Annotated in this window: 20 protein-coding genes; 13 read left to right on the top strand and 7 right to left on the bottom strand. The window is 67.7% G+C overall.

What is annotated here, in order from left to right; translation table 11 throughout:
• A partial coding sequence (locus tag I71_RS01350) for an MFS transporter (RefSeq protein WP_042689106.1) occupies window positions 1-640 on the bottom strand: 640 nt, incomplete at its 3' end.
• Window positions 641-939: 299 nt separating this feature from the next.
• Here I71_RS01350 and I71_RS01345 point away from each other — a divergent pair.
• From I71_RS01345 to I71_RS01315, 7 genes are all read left to right on the top strand, one after another.
• Window positions 940-1614, top strand: coding sequence for an amino acid ABC transporter permease (locus tag I71_RS01345; protein WP_042689104.1), 675 nt, complete (start codon window positions 940-942; stop codon window positions 1612-1614).
• A 13-nt stretch (window positions 1615-1627) separates the two neighbouring features.
• Window positions 1628-2281 (top strand): amino acid ABC transporter permease, encoded by a 654-nt coding sequence (locus tag I71_RS01340; protein ID WP_085940666.1) that lies wholly within the window; start codon window positions 1628-1630, stop codon window positions 2279-2281.
• 30 nt (window positions 2282-2311) lie between these two features.
• Entirely contained in the window at window positions 2312-3121 is an 810-nt protein-coding gene (locus tag I71_RS01335; RefSeq protein ID WP_042689102.1) for a transporter substrate-binding domain-containing protein, read from the top strand.
• Between the two features lie 82 nt (window positions 3122-3203).
• Window positions 3204-3947, top strand: coding sequence for an amino acid ABC transporter ATP-binding protein (locus I71_RS01330; protein ID WP_042689099.1), 744 nt, complete (start codon window positions 3204-3206; stop codon window positions 3945-3947).
• Between the two features lie 45 nt (window positions 3948-3992).
• The gene (locus tag I71_RS01325) at window positions 3993-4931 is read left to right on the top strand and encodes a 2-hydroxyacid dehydrogenase (protein WP_042689097.1); all 939 of its coding nucleotides are present in this window, start codon (window positions 3993-3995) and stop codon (window positions 4929-4931) included.
• A gap of 12 nt (window positions 4932-4943) precedes the next feature.
• Window positions 4944-6032: a LacI family DNA-binding transcriptional regulator gene (locus tag I71_RS01320; protein ID WP_042689094.1), complete on the top strand. Its 1089-nt coding sequence runs from the start codon at window positions 4944-4946 to the stop codon at window positions 6030-6032.
• Entirely contained in the window at window positions 6029-6766 is a 738-nt protein-coding gene (locus tag I71_RS01315) for a 2-keto-4-pentenoate hydratase (protein WP_042689091.1), read from the top strand. The genes I71_RS01320 and I71_RS01315 overlap by 4 nt, the downstream gene beginning before the upstream one ends.
• A 108-nt stretch (window positions 6767-6874) precedes the next feature.
• Here the strand turns inward: I71_RS01315 and I71_RS01310 are convergent, their stop codons facing one another.
• A complete protein-coding gene (locus I71_RS01310; RefSeq protein ID WP_159107330.1) occupies window positions 6875-8062 on the bottom strand; it encodes a D-alanyl-D-alanine carboxypeptidase family protein in 1188 nt (395 codons plus the stop codon).
• Window positions 8063-8180: 118 nt separating this feature from the next.
• Window positions 8181-8636, bottom strand: coding sequence for a redox-sensitive transcriptional activator SoxR (gene soxR, locus I71_RS01305; protein ID WP_042689088.1), 456 nt, complete (start codon window positions 8634-8636; stop codon window positions 8181-8183).
• Window positions 8637-8798: 162 nt separating this feature from the next.
• Here soxR and I71_RS01300 point away from each other — a divergent pair, with 162 nt between their 5' ends.
• Window positions 8799-9989 (top strand): HPP family protein, encoded by a 1191-nt coding sequence (locus I71_RS01300; protein WP_085940665.1) that lies wholly within the window; start codon window positions 8799-8801, stop codon window positions 9987-9989.
• Between the two features lie 84 nt (window positions 9990-10073).
• Here I71_RS01300 and I71_RS01295 read toward each other — a convergent pair whose 3' ends face one another.
• Window positions 10074-11081, bottom strand: a complete 1008-nt coding sequence (locus tag I71_RS01295; RefSeq protein ID WP_244433550.1) for a zinc-dependent alcohol dehydrogenase family protein — start codon at window positions 11079-11081, stop codon at window positions 10074-10076.
• A gap of 116 nt (window positions 11082-11197) precedes the next feature.
• Between I71_RS01295 and I71_RS01290 the strand changes: the two genes are divergently transcribed.
• Entirely contained in the window at window positions 11198-12070 is an 873-nt protein-coding gene (locus I71_RS01290) for a LysR family transcriptional regulator (protein ID WP_042689086.1), read from the top strand.
• An 83-nt stretch (window positions 12071-12153) separates the two neighbouring features.
• Here the strand turns inward: I71_RS01290 and I71_RS01285 are convergent, their stop codons facing one another.
• On the bottom strand, window positions 12154-13083 hold the full coding sequence (locus I71_RS01285; protein ID WP_042689083.1) for a replication protein RepA: 930 nt from the start codon (window positions 13081-13083) through the stop codon (window positions 12154-12156).
• 898 nt (window positions 13084-13981) lie between these two features.
• Between I71_RS01285 and I71_RS01280 the strand changes: the two genes are divergently transcribed.
• From I71_RS01280 to I71_RS01270, 3 genes are all read left to right on the top strand, one after another.
• Entirely contained in the window at window positions 13982-14974 is a 993-nt protein-coding gene (locus tag I71_RS01280) for a cation diffusion facilitator family transporter (protein WP_083896902.1), read from the top strand.
• Window positions 14975-15100: 126 nt separating this feature from the next.
• The gene (locus I71_RS01275) at window positions 15101-16111 is read left to right on the top strand and encodes an AAA family ATPase (RefSeq protein ID WP_375731158.1); all 1011 of its coding nucleotides are present in this window, start codon (window positions 15101-15103) and stop codon (window positions 16109-16111) included.
• Window positions 16101-17018: a ParB/RepB/Spo0J family partition protein gene (locus I71_RS01270; protein WP_049975855.1), complete on the top strand. Its 918-nt coding sequence runs from the start codon at window positions 16101-16103 to the stop codon at window positions 17016-17018. Before I71_RS01275 ends, I71_RS01270 begins: the two co-directional genes overlap by 11 nt.
• Here I71_RS01270 and I71_RS01265 read toward each other — a convergent pair.
• Window positions 17015-18448: an aldehyde dehydrogenase family protein gene (locus tag I71_RS01265; protein ID WP_042689079.1), complete on the bottom strand. Its 1434-nt coding sequence runs from the start codon at window positions 18446-18448 to the stop codon at window positions 17015-17017. The two genes, I71_RS01270 and I71_RS01265, sit on opposite strands and share 4 nt — an antisense overlap.
• A gap of 108 nt (window positions 18449-18556) precedes the next feature.
• Between I71_RS01265 and I71_RS01260 the strand changes: the two genes are divergently transcribed.
• Complete coding sequence (locus I71_RS01260) at window positions 18557-19465, top strand: LysR family transcriptional regulator (RefSeq protein ID WP_042689077.1); 909 nt, start codon at window positions 18557-18559, stop codon at window positions 19463-19465.
• Between the two features lie 23 nt (window positions 19466-19488).
• Here the strand turns inward: I71_RS01260 and I71_RS01255 are convergent.
• Window positions 19489-20374 (bottom strand): NAD(P)/FAD-dependent oxidoreductase (locus I71_RS01255; RefSeq protein ID WP_042689108.1); only part of this gene is annotated, 886 nt, incomplete at its 5' end.

Here is a 20374-nt window from a genome sequence, read left to right as displayed (position 1 = left end):
TCCAGCGCGGGCTTTCCGGAATGTGCCGGCGCAGCTGGATGATGATCAGGCCCAAGAGAGGGCCGATGAAGAAGGCGATGCGCCAGCCGATGTTCTCCGGCACCAGCGAATGGTCGAGCAGGAAGACGCTGCCGACCGCGCCGATCATCGCGCCGGCCCAGTAAGTGCCGTTGACGGCGATGTCGACCCGGCCGCGGAAGCGCGCCGGGATCAGCTCGTCGATGGCCGAGTTGACGGCGGCATATTCGCCGCCGATGCCCATCCCGGCGATAAAGCGCCAGACATAGAGAAACCAAGGCGTCCAGGCGAAACCGGCGATGCCGGACGCGATCAGGTAGAGCGCCAGCGTGGCGATGAACAGCCGTTTCCGCCCCCAGCGGTCGGTCAGCCGGCCGAAGACCAGCGCCCCCACCACCTGACCGATCAGATAGATGGTTCCCGCCAGCCCGACCTCGGCGCTCGACATGCCGAGGCTGTCCTTATAGCCGGAGGCTGAGATCAGCTGGATCTCGATGCCGTCGAGGATCCAGCTGACACCCAGCCCGACCACCACCATCCAGTGGAAGCGCGCCCAGGGCAGCCGGTCCATCCGCGCGGGCACGAGGCTGCTGACGGCACCGGCGCTTTCTGCTGCGATCATGCGGGCTCCCAAAGGCTGATTGTCACAGACGGCGTTCCGGTGAAACGCCGCATGCAGCCGGAAGGTTTCCGCACACGCAGGGCGCCCTCAAATATCAGATATGCGAATTATCATTTCTCCTCTCATTTCCCATTGCGCTATTGGATCGATCCAATTACCGTGGCGAACAGCTGGAGTGCAGGGAAGCATCCCGCGGTTCGGGCGTCTTGTCCCGGACGACGCCCCCTGAGCGGACAAAGGCAATCCGTGCGACGCCAAGCCCCTGAGGGGCGGCGCGACGCGGGTGCGGAGGAACGCCCGTGACCTACGATTTTCAATTCGACGCGGTGTTCGCGTCCTGGGACTATTTGCTGGACGGGGCTTGGTTGACCGTCAGGCTGTCGTTCGGCGCCATGGCCATCGGTCTGGTGATCGCCATCCTCTGCGCGCTGGGCAAGACCTCCGGACCGAAGCCGGTGCGCTGGCTGATCAACGCCTATATCGAGGTCATCCGCAACACGCCCTTCCTGGTGCAGATCTTCCTGATCTTCTTCGGGTTGCCGACCGTCGGGCTCCGGCTGTCGCCGGACGTGGCGGCGCTGATCGCGATGGTCGTCAATGTCGGCGCCTATGCCACCGAGATCATCCGCGCCGGCATCGAATCCATCCACAAGGGCCAGATCGAAGCAGGGCTGGCGCTGGGCCTCAGGCCATTGCAGGTGTTCCGCCACATCATCCTGAAGCCGGCGCTGCGCACGGTCTATCCGGCGCTGACCAGCCAGTTCATCCTGCTGATGCTGAGTTCCAGCGTGGTGTCCGCCATCTCCGCCGACGAGCTGACCTCGGTCGCCAACAACATCCAGTCGCAGACCTTCCGCAGTTTCGAGATCTACATCGTCGTGACCGGCATCTATCTGGTGCTGGCGCTGATGTTCTCGGCCCTGTTCGCCGGCATCTACCGGCTGGCCTTCGCCTACACCATCGATCGGCGCTGAAGGAGGCCATCCCATGATCCGCGCCTTCGGGTACAACGAATTCCTGTTCCTGCTCAGCGCCGTGCAATGGACGCTGCTGCTGTCGGTCATCGCCTTCATCGGCGGCGGCATCGTCGGGCTGGTCGTGGCGCTGGGCCGCACCTCGGACGTGAAGCCGCTGCGTTGGCTCTCGACCGGCTATATCCAGATCTTCCAGGGCACGCCGCTGCTGATGCAGTTGTTCCTGGTCTTCTTCGGCGCCACCGTGATCGGCATCGACATGAGTCCCTGGGTCGCCGCGGCGGTCGGTCTGACGCTGAACACCAGTGCCTTCCTGGGCGAGATCTGGCGCGGCTGCATCCAGTCGGTGCCGCGCGGCCAGTGGGAGGCGGCTTCGTCTCTCGGCCTGCGCTATCCCGGGCTGATGCGCTACGTGATCCTGCCGCAGGCGGTGAAGGTCGCGGTGCCGCCGACCGTCGGCTATCTGGTGCAGGTGATCAAGGGCACCTCGCTGGCCGCCATCATCGGCTTCGTCGAGCTGACCCGCGCCGGCCAGATCGTCAACAACGCCACCTTCCAGCCCTTCCTAGTCTTCGGCATCGTCGCCGCGATCTATTTCGCGCTGTGCTGGCCGCTGTCGCTGCTGAGCCAGCGTCTTGAAGCCCGCTACGCCGCGCCATCCCGTTGAACCCTCAATAAACATCCGGAGGAAACACCCATGGCCTTCACCGCCACCCGCCGCCTCGTCGTCGCCGGCGCCCTGCTGACCGCCGCAGTTGGCCTGAGCGCCACGGCGAACGCCCAGAGCGTCGAGGACATCAAGGGCAAGGGCAAGCTGACCATCGGCATGCTGGTCGATTTTCCGCCCTTCGGCATCACCAGCAGCGACGGCAAGCCGGACGGCTATGACGCCGACGTCGCCAAGCTGATGGCCAAGCATATGGGCGTGCCGGTGGACATCGTGCCGGTGACCGGGCCGAACCGCATCCCCTACCTGCTGACCGGCAAGGTCGACGTGCTGGTCGCTTCGCTCGGCATCACGCCGGAACGGGCCAAACAGGTCGCCTTCTCCGAACCCTATGCCGCCATCGAGATCGGGCTGCTCGCCCCGCAGAAGTCGCCGGTCGCGAAGGCCGAGGATCTGTCGGGCAAGAGCGTCGGCGTCGCCCGCGCCAGCACGCAAGACCAGTCGCTGACCGCGGTGGCGCCGAAGGATGCCCGCATCATGCGCTTCGACGACGACGCCAGCGCCGTGCAGGCCCTGCTGTCCGGTCAGGTCGATGCGCTGGGTGTCAGCAACGTGGTGGCGCAGCAGATCAAGACGATGGCGCCGCAGGCCAATTACGAGATGAAGTTCGTGCTGAAGAGCCAGGTGCAGGGCGTGGCATTGCGCCAGGGCCAGGACAAGCTGCTGGGCTGGGTCAACGGCTTCCTTGACACCGTCAAGAAGAATGGCGAGCTGAACGCCATCCACCAGAAGTGGCTGGGCACCGACCTGCCGGCGGCGGTCACCGCCAGCAAGTCGTAAATCAGGCAAAGCGCAATCCCCGGTGGAGGGTACGACCATGGCAGTGGCGTCTGAGCCGACGCGCGGCGGCAAAGCACCTGCGATGAGCGCGGATGTCGTCATCCGCATGGAAGGCGTCCAGAAATGGTACGATCGCTTCCAGGTGCTGAAGGACATCGACCTGGAGGTCCACCGGGGCGAGCGCATCGTCATCTGCGGCCCGTCGGGTTCGGGCAAATCGACCCTGATCCGCTGCATCAATCAGCTGGAGCGCCACCAGAAGGGCCGGATCACCGTCAACGGCGTCGAACTCGGCCCGCACCACCGCCAGCTCGACCTGGTCCGGCGGGAGGTCGGCATGGTGTTCCAGAGCTTCAACCTGTTCCCGCACCTGACCGTGCTGGAGAACTGCATGTTGGCGCCGTTGAAGGTGCGCGGCACCAGCAAGGCCGAGGCGAAGGCCACTGCGATGCGCTATCTTGAGCGGGTGCGCATCCCCGAACAGGCCGACAAATATCCGGGCCAGCTGTCGGGCGGCCAGCAGCAGCGCGTCGCCATTGCCCGGTCGCTGTGCATGAACCCGAAGGTGATGCTGTTCGACGAGCCGACCTCAGCGCTGGACCCCGAAATGGTCAAGGAGGTGCTGGACACCATGATCGGACTGGCCGAGGACGGCATGACCATGCTGTGCGTGACGCACGAGATGGGCTTCGCCAAATCGGTCGCCCACCGCGTGATCTTCATGGACCGCGGCGAGATCGTCGAGCAGAACACACCGGAGGAATTCTTCACCGCCCCGAAATCGGAGCGGACGCGGAGCTTCCTCGGCCAGATCCTGGCCCATTGAGGATTCTCTGTTCCATCAAAGACGAATTGCCGAGGACGAGTTGAGATGAAGCCCGAAATCCTGCTGGTCGAACCGATGATGCCTGCCATTGAGCAGGGTCTGGACACGGCCTACACCGTCCACCGCCTGTCTGTCGCCCCGGATCGCGACCGGCTGATCGCCGAGGTCGGCGACCGGGTGCGCGCCGTCGTCACCGGCGGCGGCACCGGCGTGAAGAACACGGTGGTCGATGCCCTGCCCAATCTCGGGATCGTCGCCATCAACGGCGTCGGCACCGACGCGGTCGATCTGGAGCATTGCCGCGGCCGCGGCGTGCGCGTCAGCAACACCCCGGACGTGCTGACCGACGATGTGGCCGATCTCGCCATCGGGCTGATGATCGCCGCCTCGCGCCGGATGATGGTGGGCGACCGCTTCGTCCGCGCCGGTCAATGGCCGAAGGGCAAGCTGCCGCTCGCCCGCAAGGTCAGCGGCAAGAAGCTGGGGGTTCTGGGCCTGGGCCGCATCGGCGAGGCCATCGCCAAGCGCGCCGAAGCCTTCGGCATGAGCATCGCCTATACCAACCGCAAGCCGCGCGACGGCGTGTCCTACCGCTTCGTCGCCTCGCCGGTCGATCTGGCGCGGGAGAGCGACATTCTGGTGGTGGCCGCCTCGGCCGGGGCAGACGCCCGCAACATGGTCGGCCGCGCCGTGCTGGACGCGCTGGGACAGGAGGGGCTGCTGGTCAATGTCGCCCGCGGCAGCGTGGTGGACGAACCGGAGCTGCTGGCGGCCCTGACCGAGGGCCGGATCGGCGGCGCCGGGCTGGACGTCTTCGCCGACGAGCCGAACGTGCCGGAGGGCTTCTACGGCCTCGACAATGTCGTGCTCCAGCCCCATCAGGCCAGCGCCACCGTGGAGACGCGGAAGGCGATGGGCCAGCTGGTGCTGGACAATCTGGAGGCCTTCTTCGCCGGCCGGCCGCTGCCGACCGCCGTGGTGTGAGGCAGCGCCGCCGTGGCCAAGCCGCGCGATAGCAGCAAGCCCGATGGTCGAAGGGCGGGAACCGTCACCCTGACGGAGGTCGCCGGCCAAGCCGGGGTGTCGCGCTCGACCGTGTCGCTGGTGCTGCGCGGCAGTCCGCTGGTTGCGGCGGAAACGCGGGAGCGGGTCCAGGCCGCCATGGCGGCGCTCGGCTATATCTACAACCGCGGCGCCGCCACCCTGCGCGCCGCCCGCACCCAGACGGTCGGGCTGCTGGTCTGCGAGCTGAACAACCCCTTCTATGCCGAGCTGACGGCGGGGGTGGACGATGTGCTGGACACCGAGGGCTTCGTCGCCTTCATCGCCAACACCGCCGAGCAGCCGGAGCGCCAGGACCGCTTCCTGCAGCGGATGCGGGAACACAATGTCGACGGGGTGATCCTCTGCCCCGCCGCCGGCACGCAGGGCGAGCTGCTCGACCGGCTGGACCGCTGGCGGCTGCCCTGCGTGCAGGCCCTGCGCTTCGTTTCGGATGGCGATGTTTCCGACCAGGGCCGGGATTATGCCGGGGTGGATTATCAGGCCGGCATGGAAACGGTGACCGACCATCTCGTTTCGCTGGGTCACCGGCGGATCGCCTTCGTCGGCGGCATCTTGGACCATTCCGCCTATGCCGCCCGCCATGCTGGCTTCACCGTGGCGATGCGGCGGCACGGGCTGGCCGACGATCTGGTGCTGCGCTGCCCGCTGACCCGGCGGTCGGGTGCTGAGATCGCTGATGATCTGCTGAATCGGCCGCAGCCGCCGACGGCGGCCCTGTGCTACAACGACGTGGTGGCGCTCGGGCTGATGCTGGGGTTGGAGGCGCGCGGTCTCAGGGCCGGGCGCGATCTGGCCGTCACCGGCTTCGACGACGTGCCGGAAGCGGCGCTCAGCCGGCCGGCGCTGACCACCGTCGCCACCTCAGCAAGGCAGATCGGGCAGGACGCTGCCCGGCTGCTGCTGCGCCGAATCGCCGATCCGCAAGGCCCGCCCGAACGGATCATCCTGCCGAGCCGGCTGGTGGTCCGCCAGTCCTGCGGTTCCCCTCCCTCTTCCCTTCACAACAGAGATTTCTCATGACCGATACCGTCGAGGCCCTGATCGCGGCACGCGAGACCCGCCAGTGGCTGACCGGGCTGGACAACCGCCCCGCCACCGAAGCGGAGGCCTACGAGATCCAGGACGCCGTCGCCCGCCGCCTCGGTCCCGTCACCGCCTGGAAGGTCGGCGCCGCCAGGCCCGACGCCGAGCCGTTCCGCGCGCCGATCAACGCCGCCACCGTCTTCGAGGGCACCGACCACCTGCCGGCCAATCTGTTCCAGGTCATCGGGGTGGAGGCGGAGATCGCCTACCGCTTCGCCCGCGACCTGCCGGTGCGCGAGCAGCCCTACAGCCGGGAAGAGGTGCTTGATGCCGTCGCCTCTGTCCATCCGGCCTGGGAGATCGTCGACACCCGCTTCGCCGGTTTCGGCAGCCAGGACCGGTTGAGCCACATGGCCGACCAGTTCAACCACGGCGCCCTGATCGTCGGCCCGGCCATCGCCGATTGGCGCGCGCTCGACCCGGTCAAGGAAACGGTGACGCTGGAGATCGACGGCGAGACCAAGGTCGATGTCGTCGGCGGCAACAGCGCCGGCGATCCGGTCCGCCTGCTGGTGTGGATGGCCAATATCGGCGCCCGCAGCTTCGGCGGCCTGCATGCCGGCGAGGTGGTGACCACCGGATCCTGCACCGGCACAATCTTCGTCGAGCCGGGCAGCCGCTCGGTCGCCCGCTACGGCACCATGGGCACCATCACGCTGAAGGTCGATTGAGCGGGGGAAAGTCCAATCCCCTCTCCCCCGCTCACGCGCAAACTTCGTTTGCGCTGACGCGACAGGCGGACCTCCGGTCCGCCGAAAGCGGGGAGAGGGAGATTACACTCACGGCAGCAGATGTCCCAGCCGCTGGCCGAGCGCGGTCAAGCCGCTGGAGGCCGGAACGTCGGCGCCGGCGACCAGATCGACCGTCCGGCGGACGGCCCCGTCATAGTCGATGCGCAGCTGGCCGACGACGTCGCCGCGATGGACCGGGCTCGGCAGCGGCTCGGCCAGGGTGGCGACGACGTGCAGGCTGTTGCGGTCGGCCGGGGCCATGGTCACGGTCACGTCGTCGGCGACCGTGACCGGCACGCTGTCCTCCGCCCCCATCCACACCGGCGCCTGTTCGACCAGTTCGCCCTTGTGCAGCAGGGGGTAGAGCTTGAAGCTGTTCCAGGCCCAGTCGAGCAGCCGGGTCGGCTCGTCGTTGCGGGCCTGCGGGCTGGGCAGGCCGTTGACCACCAGCACCAGACGGCGGCCGTTGCGCTCGCCCGACGCGGTCAGGCCATAGCCGCCGACCTCGGTGTGGCCGGTCTTGATGCCATCGACGCTGACGGGGTGGTAGAGCAGCGGATTGCGGTTGCCCTGGCGGATGCCGTTCCAGGTGAAGTTCCGCTCCGACTCGTAATGGTAGAATTGCGGGAAGTCGCGGATCAGGTGGCCGGCGAGGATCGCCAGATCGCGGGCGGTGGTGTAGTGCTCCGGATCCGGCCAGCCGCTGGCGTTCATGAAGTGGCTGTCGGCCATCCCCAGCGCGCGCGCCTTGGCGTTCATCATCGAGGCGAAGGCGGATTCGCTGCCGGCCAGCCCTTCGGCAAGGGCCACGGCGGCGTCGTTGCCGCTGTCGATCAGCAGGCCGCGCAGCAGATCCTCCACCCGCACCGTGCTGCCCAGCTTCAGGAACATGCGCGAGCCGCCCATCTTCCAGGCGGTCTGGCTGACCGGGAAGCTGGTGTCGAGCGTCGTCCGGCCATGGACCAGCGCATCGTAGGTCAGGTAGGCCGTCATCATCTTGGTCATCGAGGACGGCGCCATGCGGGTCGTCCCGTTCTTGTCCAGCAGCACGGCGCCGCTGGAAAGATCGACCAGATAGGCCTGCCGAGCCGCCGTGTCCGGCTGGGTCAGCGCGAAAGCCGGGGGGGAGAGCAGGACCGCGGCGGCGAGCAACAGGCAGGCGGCCAACCGGCGAATGGGCAGCCGGCGAAGGAGTGCGGCGGAACGGCTTTCTGGCAGCGGATTGACGACGATCACCCTGTGGATCCCCTGAGGCGACGGATGGGTCTTGCGAAGGCCGTTTCCATGAACCATCGCCGCGCCGTCCGCATCACTTATTTTCATCGGGGATTGCAGGGCTGTCAGGCAGGAGGCATCAGGCGGGGTCTAGCAGCCGCGGGCCGGCACCGCCGTCGCCAAGCTCGTCCCATGGATTGCGCAGCGGGCAGTCGCGGATCGACAGACAGCCGCAGCCGATGCAGCCGTCCAGATTGTCGCGCAGCTTGGTCAGCTTGGCGATGCGGTCGTCCAGCTCCACGCGCCAGCGCTCCGACATGCGGCGCCAGTCGGCGGTGGTCGGGGTGCGGTCCTCCGGCAGGGCGTTCAGCGCGTCGGCGATGGAGGCGAGCGAGATGCCCAGCCGCTGCGCCACCTTGATCACCGCCACCCGCCGCAGCACGTCGCGGGAGAAGCGGCGCTGGTTGCCGGGGTTGCGCCAGCTCTTGATCAGCCCCTGCGCCTCGTAGAAATGGATGGTCGAGACCGCCACGCCGGACCGCCGCGCCACCTCCCCCACCGTCAGCTCCTTGTCATAGTCCTCCGGCGACAACATCCCGGCCCCTCCCCTTTCCTGCACCCCTTCGTCCCGCCAATCTGGCGGCTTTTCCGCTTGACCTCAAGTTCTGTTGAGGTTTTAGCCTGCCCCGACTTTGCCGGCGGAATGGGCAAGGTGCCAATTGGGTGTTCAGATTTTCAGACCGGGGATGGGGACCGTATGACCAGGGGAAAGCTTGCCGCCTTGCAGGACCGTTTGGCGGGGTTGGGTGAGATGATGTTCCGGCCGATCCTGCCCGGCGCCACGCTGCGCGACCGCATGATCGCCTGCTGCGGCGCGCTGCTGGGCATCGCGGCGACCGGGCTGCTCTGCCGCAACATGTTGGCCTTCATGTCCAGCGCGCCGGTGCTGGTCGCACCGATGGGGGCGTCGGCGGTTCTGTTGTTCGCCGTGCCGGCCAGCCCGCTGGCCCAACCCTGGTCGATCGTCGGCGGCAATACGCTGTCGGCCATCGTCGGGGTGCTGGTCGCCGCCGTCATCCCCGACCCGATGCTGGCCGGAGCCGCCGCGGTGGCGCTGGCCATCGCCACCATGTCGCTGACCCGCTGCCTGCATCCGCCCGGTGGTGCCGCCGCGCTGACCGCGGTTCTGGGTGGGCCGGCGGTGACCGAGATGGGCATCAAGTTCGCCTTCTTCCCCGTCGCGGTGAACTCCATCCTGCTGCTGACCGCCGGGCTGATGTTCCACCGGCTGTCCGGCCACCGCTATCCGCACAAGGCGGTCAACAGCCACCGCACCGGCGATCCGCCGCCGCAGCTGCGCCCCGGCCTGACCCAGGGCGACGTGGACGTCGCGCTGCGCACGCTGGCCGAGACGCTGGACGTCAGCCGCGACGACCTCGGCGCCCTGCTGGTCAATGCCGAGCTGCACGCGCTGGAGCGGCTGCATGCCAACATCACCTGCCGGGAGATCATGTCGCGCGACCTCGTCACCGTCACGCCGGACACCCACCCGCAGCTGGCCCGCGCCCGGTTGCTGGAGCATGGCTTCCGCACCCTGCCGGTGGTGGATGGGCAGACCATGGTGGTCGGCATCGTCGGGCACGAGCAGCTGTCGCATGGCGACGCGCTCCATCACGGGGCGCGGGTCGCTTCCGTGATGGTGCCGGCGGCGACCGAGCTTCCCGACACGCCGGTCTTCCGCCTGCTCGGCCGGCTGTCCGACGGCCGGACCCATGACGTGGTGATCGTCGACCAGAACCGCCGGGTACTGGGGATGATCACCCAGACCGACCTGCTGGTGGTGCTGGCCCGCACTGCCCTGGCGCGTGCGGTGCAGACCGGAGTCGACGGGCTGGGCGACGCCCTGCCGCGTGGCTACCTGCGTGACGTGACAGCCGGGCGGGCGTAGCGGGTCGAGGACCGGGGCGGCCTCCCTTCGCCGTCCCGGTCGCCAGCCGGCGCGTTTGAACTCTGGTGACGGCGGTTCGTGCGTTCAGGGTGCAATGTCGACGACGATCTTGCCGTCGGCACTGCCATCGGACACGGCGGTGTGCGCATCGTCGATCCGGTCCAGCGGGAAGCGCCGTGGATCGAGACGGGGCAGCAGCTTGCCGGCTTCGACCAGGGCGGTGGCGTGGCGCAGGATTTCTCCGTGATGCGCCAGTCCCTCTCCCGTCAGCAGGGGCAGAAGGGTGAAGACGCCCGAATAGGTCGCCGCACGGAACGAAAGCGGCGCCAGTGCATGCGTCCCCCAGCCCAGGCAGCTGACCACATGGCCGAAACGCCGCACCGCCTGGAACGAGGCGTCGAGCACCGGCCCGCCGGCGGTGTCATAGACCAGATCGAAGCCGCGGCCCTTGGTGTGGCGGGCGACATAGGCCTCGACCGTCTCTGTCCGGTAATCGATGGCGATGGCTCCCAGCTGCTCGACGACCGCCCTCTTCTCCGCCGACACCGTGGCCCAGACGGTCGCACCGAAGGCGCGGGCGATCTGGACCGCGATATGGCCCACGCCGCCGGCGCCGCCTTGGACCAGGACCGTCTGGCCGGATTGGATTTCGGCGCGGTCGACCAGACCTTCCCAGGCGGTGATGGTGATCAGCGGCAGTGCCGCGGCCTCCCGCATCGTCAGGTTCGCCGGCTTGTGCGCGAGCAGGTCGGCCTGGACGGCGGCGTATTCCGCCAGCGAGCCCTGGTGCCCGCCGACGCCACCGGTCATGCCATAGACCTGATCGCCGGGCTTGAAGGCGGTGACACCGGGACCGACGGCGACGATCTCGCCCGCCAGATCGATGCCGAGGATGGCGGGCAACGGATGCTTCGCATGGGCCGCGGCACCGCTGCGGATTTTGGTGTCCAGCGGATTGACGCCGCTGGCGGCGATGCGGACCAGCACCTGGCCGGGACCGGCCACCGGCCGCGGGACATCGGTCAGCCGGAACGGGGCGCCATACGCCTCCAGCACCAGCGCCCGCATCGTGTTGTTCAGCGTCTGTGACATGGCCTTGATCCTCGTTGGGGAAGCATCGGGGTGACTGGGTAAGAGGATGGCCCTAACGCAGATGTTTGAAAAACAACGATGCTGTTCACATTCCATTCATTTCTGTATGATGCGGCATGGAGTGGAGCGACCTTCGGATTTTCCTGGCGATTGCCCGCGAGGGCACGCTCGGTGCGGCAGCACGGCGGATCGGACAGAGCCAGCCGACCATGGGGCGCCGTCTGCGCGCGCTGGAGCAGGCGGTGGGCCATACCCTGTTCCAGCGGACCGGAGACGGCTTCGTGCTGACCGACGAGGGGGCCGCCGTGCTGCGCCATGCCGAGCGCATGGAGGAGGAAAGCCTTGCGCTGGAGCGCGAATTGGCTGGGCAAGGCGGACGGCTGGAGGGCAGCCTGCGGCTGTCGTCCTCCGACTGGTTCGGTCTTCACATGCTGACGCCGGTCATCCACGAGTTCACGACCCGTCACCCCGGAGTGACGGTGGAATTGCTGACCGAATCACGGTTGCTGAGCCTGTCCCGGCGTGAGGCCGACCTGGTGTTCCGCATCCGTCCCTTCGATGAGCCGGAGGTGGTGCAGCGCAAGCTGACTCGCATCGATTATGCGCTTTACGGGACCGAGGGGGGTCGGATTCCAGTTGCCGGCGACGGCACCGGCTGCGCGCTGGTCACCATGGACGCTGCCTTCGGCGGCATGCCGGATGTGGCGTGGCTGCAGAAGATGCTTCCGAACGCCCGCATCACGTTTCGCAGCAACAACCGCGACGTTCAGGCCGCCATGGCCGCCTTCGGTGCCGGGCTGGCTGTTCTGCCGCGTCCGATCGGCGATGCGCTGGACAGGTTGCGGATCGTCGACCTTGGCGAACCTCTACCCGGACGCGATGTCTGGATCGGCTACCACCGGGATCTCCGCCGGCTGGCGCGGTTGCGGGCTCTGGTCGATCTGACGGTCGAGCGCTTTTCGCGTCCACCGTCCCGACCCGTGCCGTAGCCGTTACCGGTGGAGCGTCACCAAAGTTCAGGAATCGAAAAGGTTGGAGTCACCAAAGTTCAGCGGCCGGATTCGGGGATGCATCAGGCGATGCGTGCCATCACCCGCTCGTTGATCGGCGGACGGGACGGGTGGAGGATCAGCCCTTCGGCCGCTTCCTCGACGCGCGCGTCCGGATAGGCGGCCATGGCGTATTTCAGGTTCGGGATGAACTTGGTTTTGAACTGGCGGACCAGGGCATAGCCGGCACCGAACTGGCCGTGCAGGGCTGCCCAGGTGATCGGCGTCGGCTTGTCCAGCGAATGCAGGCGGTAGGCCAGCCAGATATAGACGTCGAGCGCCATCGACTTGCCGCTGATCGCCTTCAGCGCCTCTTCGGCCACCGGAACCGGGTGTTCGCGCAGGGCCTTGAAGAAGCTGTCGCTCAGCCGCACCGTCTCGGTGAACAGGGTTCCCTGGCGGTCATCGGGCCGCCGCAGCTGGATGGCGTCGGCGACGATCGATTCCTTGCTCTGACGCCGTCCGCCGTCGGCGTCGGTGAAGAAGGTCAGATGGCAGGCGGAGAGGCGGGCCGCCTGATCTTCGACGTCGCGATAGGCCTTGCCGCAGATTGGAATGTCCATGCGCTTCAGCCAATCATGCATGGATCCGCCCAGTTCGACCTCCGGATTCCCGGTCTGGATGGCGCGGGTCTGCAGATAAAGCAGAATCATGCGGGCACGGCTGCCATAGGGAACGCCGATTCGGCGGGTGACGCCATTGCGATCTTCGATCACACCGGGTTGGATAACCAGTTTTACCTTGTGGCCGGGCCGTTCCCAATGCTGGTCGTCGGGAAGCTGGCGGTGGGGCAGTGCCGTCTGGCAGAATCCGGCATAGGTTATGCCGAGCTTGCCGTTTTCCGCGGCTTGGACCGCGGCGGCGATGTCGATCAGCGGCCGTTCCTCGTCCGAAACGAGGGCCAGCGCGCCGTCGCGTCCGTGAGTCTCGATCAAACGATGAATGCTGCCCATGCCCGCCTCTCCAAACCCGTCTCCGGCTCTTGGCCGCCGTGACCATCCTGTGACGGGCCGATGACCGAACCTGCCAGATACAACACCCCGGATCGGGCTGAAGGCAATTTGAACCTTGGTGACGCAGGCTATTTGGAACCTATTTGGAACCAACTATTAGATTCGTCACCAAGGTTCAGGGGATAAGTCCGAGTCGCGTCACCACAGTTCAAGGATGGCGTCACCAGAGTTCATGGGGAATAACCGGGGACTTGTGGACGAATCGCGGTGGCGGAATGGCTGTTCGCTTGAACCTTGGTGACGCCGGGCCGGTCGATTCGGGGCTGGAGTCGGGCGGCAAGGATGTTGGAGCGTCACCAAAGTTCAAGGATTCCAGGGGGTAAATTCCTTCTCCAGCCCCGGGAGAGGGAGGGGATCCACGAAAGTGGGGAGGGTGAGAGCTGATCCAAGCAATCTTGTGGCTTGGGATTCCTGCTTTGCCCCCTCACCCATTCCTCGCCAGGGTCGGGAGAGGAAGAATCTTCATTAAGGTACTGATACAGCGACATTTTTATCTTTGCAGGAATAACGGTCGAGATAACCGGAGGCTTTCCCCGCCATCCGTCGCCAGTCTGCACAGCCCAGGCGTCACCAAAGTTCAAACGCCTCGTCGAGTCGATTCGGGACGCGGCGCGTCACCAAAGTTCAAACCCTGGACGCAGCGAGCGTCACCAAAGTTCAGGAGTCATGCCGAGTCGATCCGGCTGGGAGCGTCACCAAAGTTCAAGCCGCGACCGGCCCTGCCTCCCGTCCTGCGATCATCGGGGCGTCACCAAGGTTCAGGAATCCGGCGGCCATGGAACAGGCCGGCCGTGGCGGAGTTGTCTTGCCCTAGGGTCGGACCGGTTCGGGGGGCGACATGGCGCGGGACGCGGCGGCGGTATCGCCGGAGTTGGCTTCGGCCGGGGATGCCGGAGACGAGGAGTCGGGGAAGGTCGTCATCGCCGCCGTCGCGGCCAATCTGGCGATCACCGTCACCAAGTTCGGCGCGGCGCTGATCACCGGCAGCGCGTCGATGCTGAGCGAGGCGGTGCATTCCCTGGTCGATACCGGGAACGAGGCGCTGATGCTGGTCGGGCTGAAGCGGTCGCGGAAGCCGCCCGACGAGCGCCACCCCTTCGGCTACGCGCGCGAGCTTTACTTCTGGACCTTCGTCGTGGCGCTGGTGATCTTCGCCGGCGGTGCCGTGGTCTCCATCTATGAAGGTGTGGAGAAGATCCTGCACCCGCAACCGGTGGAGCAGGCCTGGATCAACTTCGTCGTGCTGGGCGTCGCCTTTGTGATGGAGGCGATCAGCTGGGTGGTGGCGTTGCGCGCCTTCAACGCCGACCGCGGCGAGGCCGGCCTGTTCGAGACCGTCCATGCCAGCAAGGACCCGACCGTCTTCATCGTTCTGTTCGAGGATTCCGCCGCCCTGGTCGGTCTGATCATCGCCGCGACCTGCCTGTCGGCCGATCTGTTGCTGGACCAGCCCGTCTATGATGGTGTCGGGTCGGTCCTGATCGGGCTGGTGCTGGCCGCCACCGCCGGTTTCCTCGCCTATGAGACCAAGAGCCTGCTGATCGGCGAGTCCGCCCGACCCGATCTGGTGCATGGGGTGCGGATGCTGGTGCGGGAGGAGGAGGCGGTCGACCATGTGAACGAGGTGTTGACCATCCATCTCGGCCCCAAGGTGGTGATCGTCACGCTCAGCCTGGATGTGCGGGACGAGGTCAGCGCCGGACAGGTGGAACAGGCGCTGGCCCGCATCGAGCGCCGGGTGAAGGAGCGCTTCCCGGAAATCCGCCGCGTCTTCACCGAGGTGCGGGCGGGAGAGCATCGGGACCGGCTGGGCAGACCTGAGCCAGGCTGACCGATCGGTCGGCTTGTTGTTGCAACTCCGCACAGGGTCCATTGACAAAGTTCCGGCAACTTGCTCAGACTCCGCGCGACCGCCGACGGGGGGCGGAGTCCAAGGGAAATGACGGGAGTGCTGTCCATGGGTGGCGGGGGCGACGAGATGCGCCAGTTGCGCGAGCGCCGCGGCGAGAACCAGACCCAGTTCGCCGAATGGCTGAACGGGCAGCTCGGCCGCAGCTATACCAAGGCGCGGATCAGCCGCTGGGAAAGCGGGGCGGAACGCATCCCGCAGCAGCTCGTCGATTTCCTGACCCGCCACAAGGCGGACGAACGGCCGCGTTCCGCCACCTATCTTGCCGTTGCCAACCAGAAGGGCGGTGTCGGCAAGACCGCCACCGCCGTCAACCTCGCCTATGCCCTGACCGAGGGCGGGGCGCGGGTGCTGCTGATCGACTGCGATTCCCAAAGCAACGCCACCGTCCATGTCGGCATCGGCAACGCCGCCATCGTCGCCTTGGAGCAGCAGCGCAAGACACTCTATTATGTGCTGCGCTCGGAAGAGCCGCTGACCTCGGTCATCATGCCGACGGCGGAGCGCGGGCTGGATCTGGCGCCGGCCGGGCTGTCGCTGGCCGATGCCGATGTGGAGCTGGCGGCGGATTCCACCGGCGGGCTGATCCTGCGGGAGAAGCTGGACGAGGTGCGCCACGCCTATGATTTCGTGGTGATGGACTGCGCCCCCAACCTGGGGCTGGTGACCGCCAACGCGCTGTCGGCGGCGGAGCTGGTGGTGGTGCCGGTGCAGACGGAGGCGCTGGCCCTGCTGGGCGTCAAGCGGCTGGTCGACACCATCGGCCGCATCCGCCGCCGGGTGAATCCAGGCCTGCGCATCGCCGGCATCATCCCGACCATGTACAACGACCGGCTGACCCAGGACCGCGCGACCTTGCAGGAGCTGATGGAATCCTACGCCAGCCAGGTGCCGGTCTTCGATCCCATCCCGCGCGCCACCGTCTATGGCAAGGCGGCGGCGGCCGGCATGATCACGCTGGCCGGCGATCCCAAGGCGCCGGGGGCCGAGACCTTCCGCGAGGTGGCGCGCCAGATCCGCGCCTATGCCCAGAACCGGGAGATGCCGCATGTCGCGTAAGTTCGAACGCAAGACCCGCGAGCTGTTGGGCGGCGCGGCGGAGCCGGCCGGCGTGGTGGCCGGCGGGTTGACGGTGGGCAGCGACCGGCTGTTCGGCACCTCGGCCGGCTTCCCGCATGTGGTGGAACTGGACCTCGCCCACGTCCGCCGCAACCCCGACCAGCCCCGCCGCCATTTCGATGAGGCGGAGCTGCGCAGCCTCGCCTCCTCCATCGAGCGGCATGGCTTGCAGAACCCCATCCTGGTCCGCCCCCTGCCCCAGGGCGAGTATCTGCTGATCGGTGGCGAGCGCCGCGTGCGCGCGCACGAGATGCTGGACCGCAAGACGATCTTCGCCATCCTGACCTCCGGCGATCCAGACGAGATCGGTCTGATCGACAATGTCCAGCGCGTCGACCTGAATGCGGTGGAATATGCGGCGGCGCTGGCCCGGCTGATCGACAAGCACGGTTATACCCATGACGAGCTGGCCGCTGTGGTCGGGCGCGACCGCACCGACGTGACCAAGCTGCTGGCGATCATGGGCCTGCCGGTGGAGATTCGGGAGGAGTATGCGACGCAGTTCGCCAATGTCTCCCGCTCCGTGATGATCGAGATCGCCGCCGCTCCGGCCGAACTGCAGGGCCGGCTGTGGGAGCGCGCCAAGGAAGGCGCCAGCGTGAAGGCGGTGCGGCAGGCCAAGCGCGAGCATGCCAATGGCGCTGCCGTGGACGACGCACCGCCGCCGGATGCGTCTCACGAACCGGACGCGAAGGAGGCGGTGCGGGCCTTGCAGGCCAGCGTGAAACGCATCCTGCGCGACGTCGCCGTTGTGCGGGAACAGCGCCGCTTCCTCGACCCCGACAACCGCGGCCGGTTGCTGCGGCTGCGGGCGGAGATCGACGCCATTCTGGAGGGGGGCGCCTAAACGCCCTCCCCCAGCAGCGACTTTGGCTCCAGGAAGGCGTCGAGGCCGAAGCTGCCATATTCGCGGCCGATGCCGGATTGCTTGAAGCCGCCGAAGGGTGCCTTCGGGTCGTGGGCCAGGCTGTTGATCAGCACGCGGCCGGCGACGATGCGCTCCGCCACGCGGCGGGCACGGACGGTGTCGGCCGTCAGCACATAGGCCTGCAGGCCGTAGACGGTGTCGTTGGCGATGGCGACCGCCTCCTCCTCATCCTCATAGGGGATGATGGAGAGGACCGGGCCGAAAATCTCCTCCCGCGCGATGGTCATGTCGTTGCGGACGCCGGTGAACAGGGTCGGGCGCACGAACCAGCCCCCGGAAAACTCCGGTTGTCCGTCCGGACGGCCTGGGCCGCCGGCCAGCAGGACGGCGCCCTCCTCCATTCCGATGCGGATGTAACGCTGCACCCGGTCCCACTGGGTCCGGCTGACCATCGGGCCGACGGCGGTTGCCGGATCGCGCGGATCGCCGGCCTGCACCGCCTCGACCGCCGTCTTGGCCAGCGCCTCGATCTCGGCGAGGCGGCTGCGCGGAGCCAGCAGGCGGGATCCGGCGATGCAGGCCTGACCGCTGTTCATGAAGGCGGCGTTGACCGCCAGCGGGATCGCCTGGGACAGGTCGGCGTCGTCGAGGATGATCGTCGGCGACTTGCCGCCCAACTCCAGCGTCACCCGCTTCAGCGTGTCGGCCGCCGCGCGCAGGATCGCCTTGCCGGTGGCGGTGGAGCCGGTGAAGGAGATCTTGGCAACGTCCGGATGGCTGGAGATCGCCGCCCCCACCCGGTCGCCGCGACCGGTCACGATGTTGAACAGGCCGGGCGGCAGGCCCGCCGAATGCAGCGCCTCGGTGACGATCTGTGTCTGGCGGGCGCTCATCTCGCTGGGCTTGATCACCGCGGTGCAGCCGGCGGCGATGGCGGTGGCGAGCTTGCCGCAGATGAAGCCGGCATTGCTGTTCCACGGCGTGATCAGCCCGGCGACGCCGAGCGGCTCCATGCTGACGTCGGCCGAGCCCATCCGCCGGACGAACGGATAGTCGGCCAGCAGGTCGGCGGCTTCACGGAAGGAATTCACCGGATAATCGACCATGAAGGCGGCGCGTGAGGCTGGGGCGCCATATTCATCGATCACGGCGTCGAGCAGATCGTCGCGCCGGGCTGCGACGGCATCGCCCAGCCGGTGCAGCATGGCGATGCGCTCCGCCTTGCCGGTCCGGGAGAAGGCGGGGAAGGCCCGCTTGGCGGCGGCGATGGCCGCCCGTGCGTCCTCCTCGTCGGCAAGCCGCACGCGGCCGGTGACGGCGCCGGTCGCCGGGTTGTGCAGGTCGAACAGCTCCGTCCCATGCGGGGTGACGAAGCCGCCGTCGATATAGATGGTGTCGATCTCTTGCATGACGGGTCTCCCGAATGCGCCATAGGGCGGCTGGCCATTCAGGTGGCACAAGGGCTGCCGAGTGATAAGGTGGACAATCCCGCATGAATCGGTGAACGGATCGGGACAATGTCACTCACGGGACTGGCGGAACTGGAGGCTGTGCAGGCGGTCGCCCGCCATCGCGGCTTCCGGGCCGCGGCTGCCGAGTTGGGGATGTCGCGCTCGGCGCTCAGCCACGCCATCGCGGCGTTGGAGGAGCGGCTGGGGGTTCGGCTGTTCCACCGGACGACGCGCAGCGTCGCGCTGACCCGGGCGGGGGAGCAGTTCGTCGTCGACACCGCCCCTGCCCTGCGCGACATCCAGGCCGCCATCGACCGGCTGTCCGACCATCGTGCCGCACCTGCGGGAACGCTGCGCATCAACAGCTCGGCCGGTGCGGCGCGGATGATCATGAAGCCGGTCATCCTGGAGTATCTGCGCCGCTATCCCGACATGACGGTGGACATCGTCACCGAGGGGAAGCTGATCGACATTGTGCTGGAGGGCTTCGACGCCGGGGTCCGGCTTGCGGACCAGGTACCGCAGGACATGATCGCCATCCCGCTCGGCCCCGAGCTGTGCTTTGCGGTCGTCGGCACGCCGGGGTATTTCGCCGGCCGGTCCCTGCCGGCCACCCCTGCCGACCTTGCCGGGCACCGCTGCATCCGCAGCCGCCTGCCGAGCGGCGCCCTCTATCGCTGGGAGTTCGAGCGGCATGGCGAGACGGTTGCCATCGATGGCAGCGGGCCGCTGATCCTGGACGATCCCGATCTGATGCTCGACGCGGTGCGGGCGGGGATGGGGGTGGGCTATCTTGCGGAATGGCACGTTGCCGACGACATCGCCGCCGGGCGGTTGCTGCGCGTGCTGGAGGAGTGGACTCAGCCGTTTCCCGGATTGTGCCTTTACTATTCAGGCCGGCGCCATCTGCCGCCGGGGCTGCGGGCGCTGGTCGATCTGGTGCGGGAGCTTGGGGGCGGACGTCAGGGGTGGTGATGTGGGACGTCCCACATTTCTTCTCACCCCGGGGAGAAGGGGATTGAGAGGCGTCGGCGCCAGAAGGGACGATCTTGCCAGCGGCGTTCCAGACCGTACCAGGCGCGCAGATGGGCGCGGTAGGCGTCATGGATCGGCGTGAGGCCGGCGGCATAGCCCGATAGCGCGTCTGGATCGCCGGACAGGTGGCGGTCGGCGGCTTCCGCGGCGGCAAGGCCGGTGTAGAGCGCGTTGAAGATGCCCTGGGACGACAGCGGGTCGAAGCCGAGCGCGGCGTCGCCGACCGCCAGCCAACCGTCGCCGCAGGTGGGAGACAGGCTGCTGCTGTGGGCAGCGCAGAAACCGCTCCTCCCCTCCCCTTGCCCCTCCCCTTGCCCCTCCCCCTGCCCGTCCGGTTCGAAGCCGCAGGCGCGCAAAGAGTCGGCGAGAACGGTGCAGCTGGACAGGCGGCGCAGCAGCGATCCGGCGTCGCGGGCATCGGCCGCGGCATCGAGGTCAGCGTCGGTGTGGAAGGCGACCACCCGGCGCCCGGCGGGCAACGGGGCGCTGTACCACCAGCCGTCCGGTTCCGCCTCGATCCAGGTCAGGCCGGATTGGCGGCCGGGGGCGTCGCGCCCGTGCAGCCAGCCGCAGACCAGCCGGTCCGACACCGTTCGCCGGGCGCCGAACCGCTTCGCCAGCGGCGAACCGCGCCCGCCGGCATCGACCAGCAGGCGGGCGCGGACGGGAATGCGGCGGCCGGCGGTCTCCACCTCCAGCAGCCAGCCCTCCCCTGTCCTGTCCACCGACAGCGGCCGGGCCGGGACCAGCAGGGCGGCGCCACGGGAGACCGCCACCCGGCGCAGCCAGTCGTCGAACCGGCCACGGTCGAGGTGCCAGCCCGGCCCGTCGAGGTCGCGCAAATGTCGG

The organism is Azospirillum sp. B506, from assembly GCF_000333595.1.
Taxonomy (GTDB): Bacteria; Pseudomonadota; Alphaproteobacteria; order Azospirillales; family Azospirillaceae; genus Azospirillum.
Note: the sequence above shows the minus strand (reverse complement) of the source record. Positions and strands in the feature narration are given on the sequence as shown.

Excerpts from the sequence above, each read along its gene's own strand:
- I71_RS01275 (WP_375731158.1), top strand. The coding sequence starts at position 15,101 with ATGGGTGGCGGGGGCGACGAGATGCGCCAGTTGCGCGAGCGCCGCGGC.
- I71_RS01285 (WP_042689083.1), bottom strand. The coding sequence starts at position 13,083 with ATGGGCAGCATTCATCGTTTGATCGAGACTCACGGACGCGACGGCGCG.
- I71_RS01335 (WP_042689102.1), top strand. The coding sequence starts at position 2,312 with ATGGCCTTCACCGCCACCCGCCGCCTCGTCGTCGCCGGCGCCCTGCTG.
- I71_RS01325 (WP_042689097.1), top strand. The coding sequence starts at position 3,993 with ATGAAGCCCGAAATCCTGCTGGTCGAACCGATGATGCCTGCCATTGAG.
- I71_RS01300 (WP_085940665.1), top strand. The coding sequence starts at position 8,799 with ATGACCAGGGGAAAGCTTGCCGCCTTGCAGGACCGTTTGGCGGGGTTG.
- I71_RS01270 (WP_049975855.1), top strand. The coding sequence starts at position 16,101 with ATGTCGCGTAAGTTCGAACGCAAGACCCGCGAGCTGTTGGGCGGCGCG.
- I71_RS01280 (WP_083896902.1), top strand. The coding sequence starts at position 13,982 with ATGGCGCGGGACGCGGCGGCGGTATCGCCGGAGTTGGCTTCGGCCGGG.
- I71_RS01330 (WP_042689099.1), top strand. The coding sequence starts at position 3,204 with ATGAGCGCGGATGTCGTCATCCGCATGGAAGGCGTCCAGAAATGGTAC.
- I71_RS01265 (WP_042689079.1), bottom strand. The coding sequence starts at position 18,448 with ATGCAAGAGATCGACACCATCTATATCGACGGCGGCTTCGTCACCCCG.
- I71_RS01340 (WP_085940666.1), top strand. The coding sequence starts at position 1,628 with ATGATCCGCGCCTTCGGGTACAACGAATTCCTGTTCCTGCTCAGCGCC.
- I71_RS01315 (WP_042689091.1), top strand. The coding sequence starts at position 6,029 with ATGACCGATACCGTCGAGGCCCTGATCGCGGCACGCGAGACCCGCCAG.
- I71_RS01260 (WP_042689077.1), top strand. The coding sequence starts at position 18,557 with ATGTCACTCACGGGACTGGCGGAACTGGAGGCTGTGCAGGCGGTCGCC.
- soxR (WP_042689088.1), bottom strand. The coding sequence starts at position 8,636 with ATGTTGTCGCCGGAGGACTATGACAAGGAGCTGACGGTGGGGGAGGTG.
- I71_RS01290 (WP_042689086.1), top strand. The coding sequence starts at position 11,198 with ATGGAGTGGAGCGACCTTCGGATTTTCCTGGCGATTGCCCGCGAGGGC.
- I71_RS01295 (WP_244433550.1), bottom strand. The coding sequence starts at position 11,081 with ATGTCACAGACGCTGAACAACACGATGCGGGCGCTGGTGCTGGAGGCG.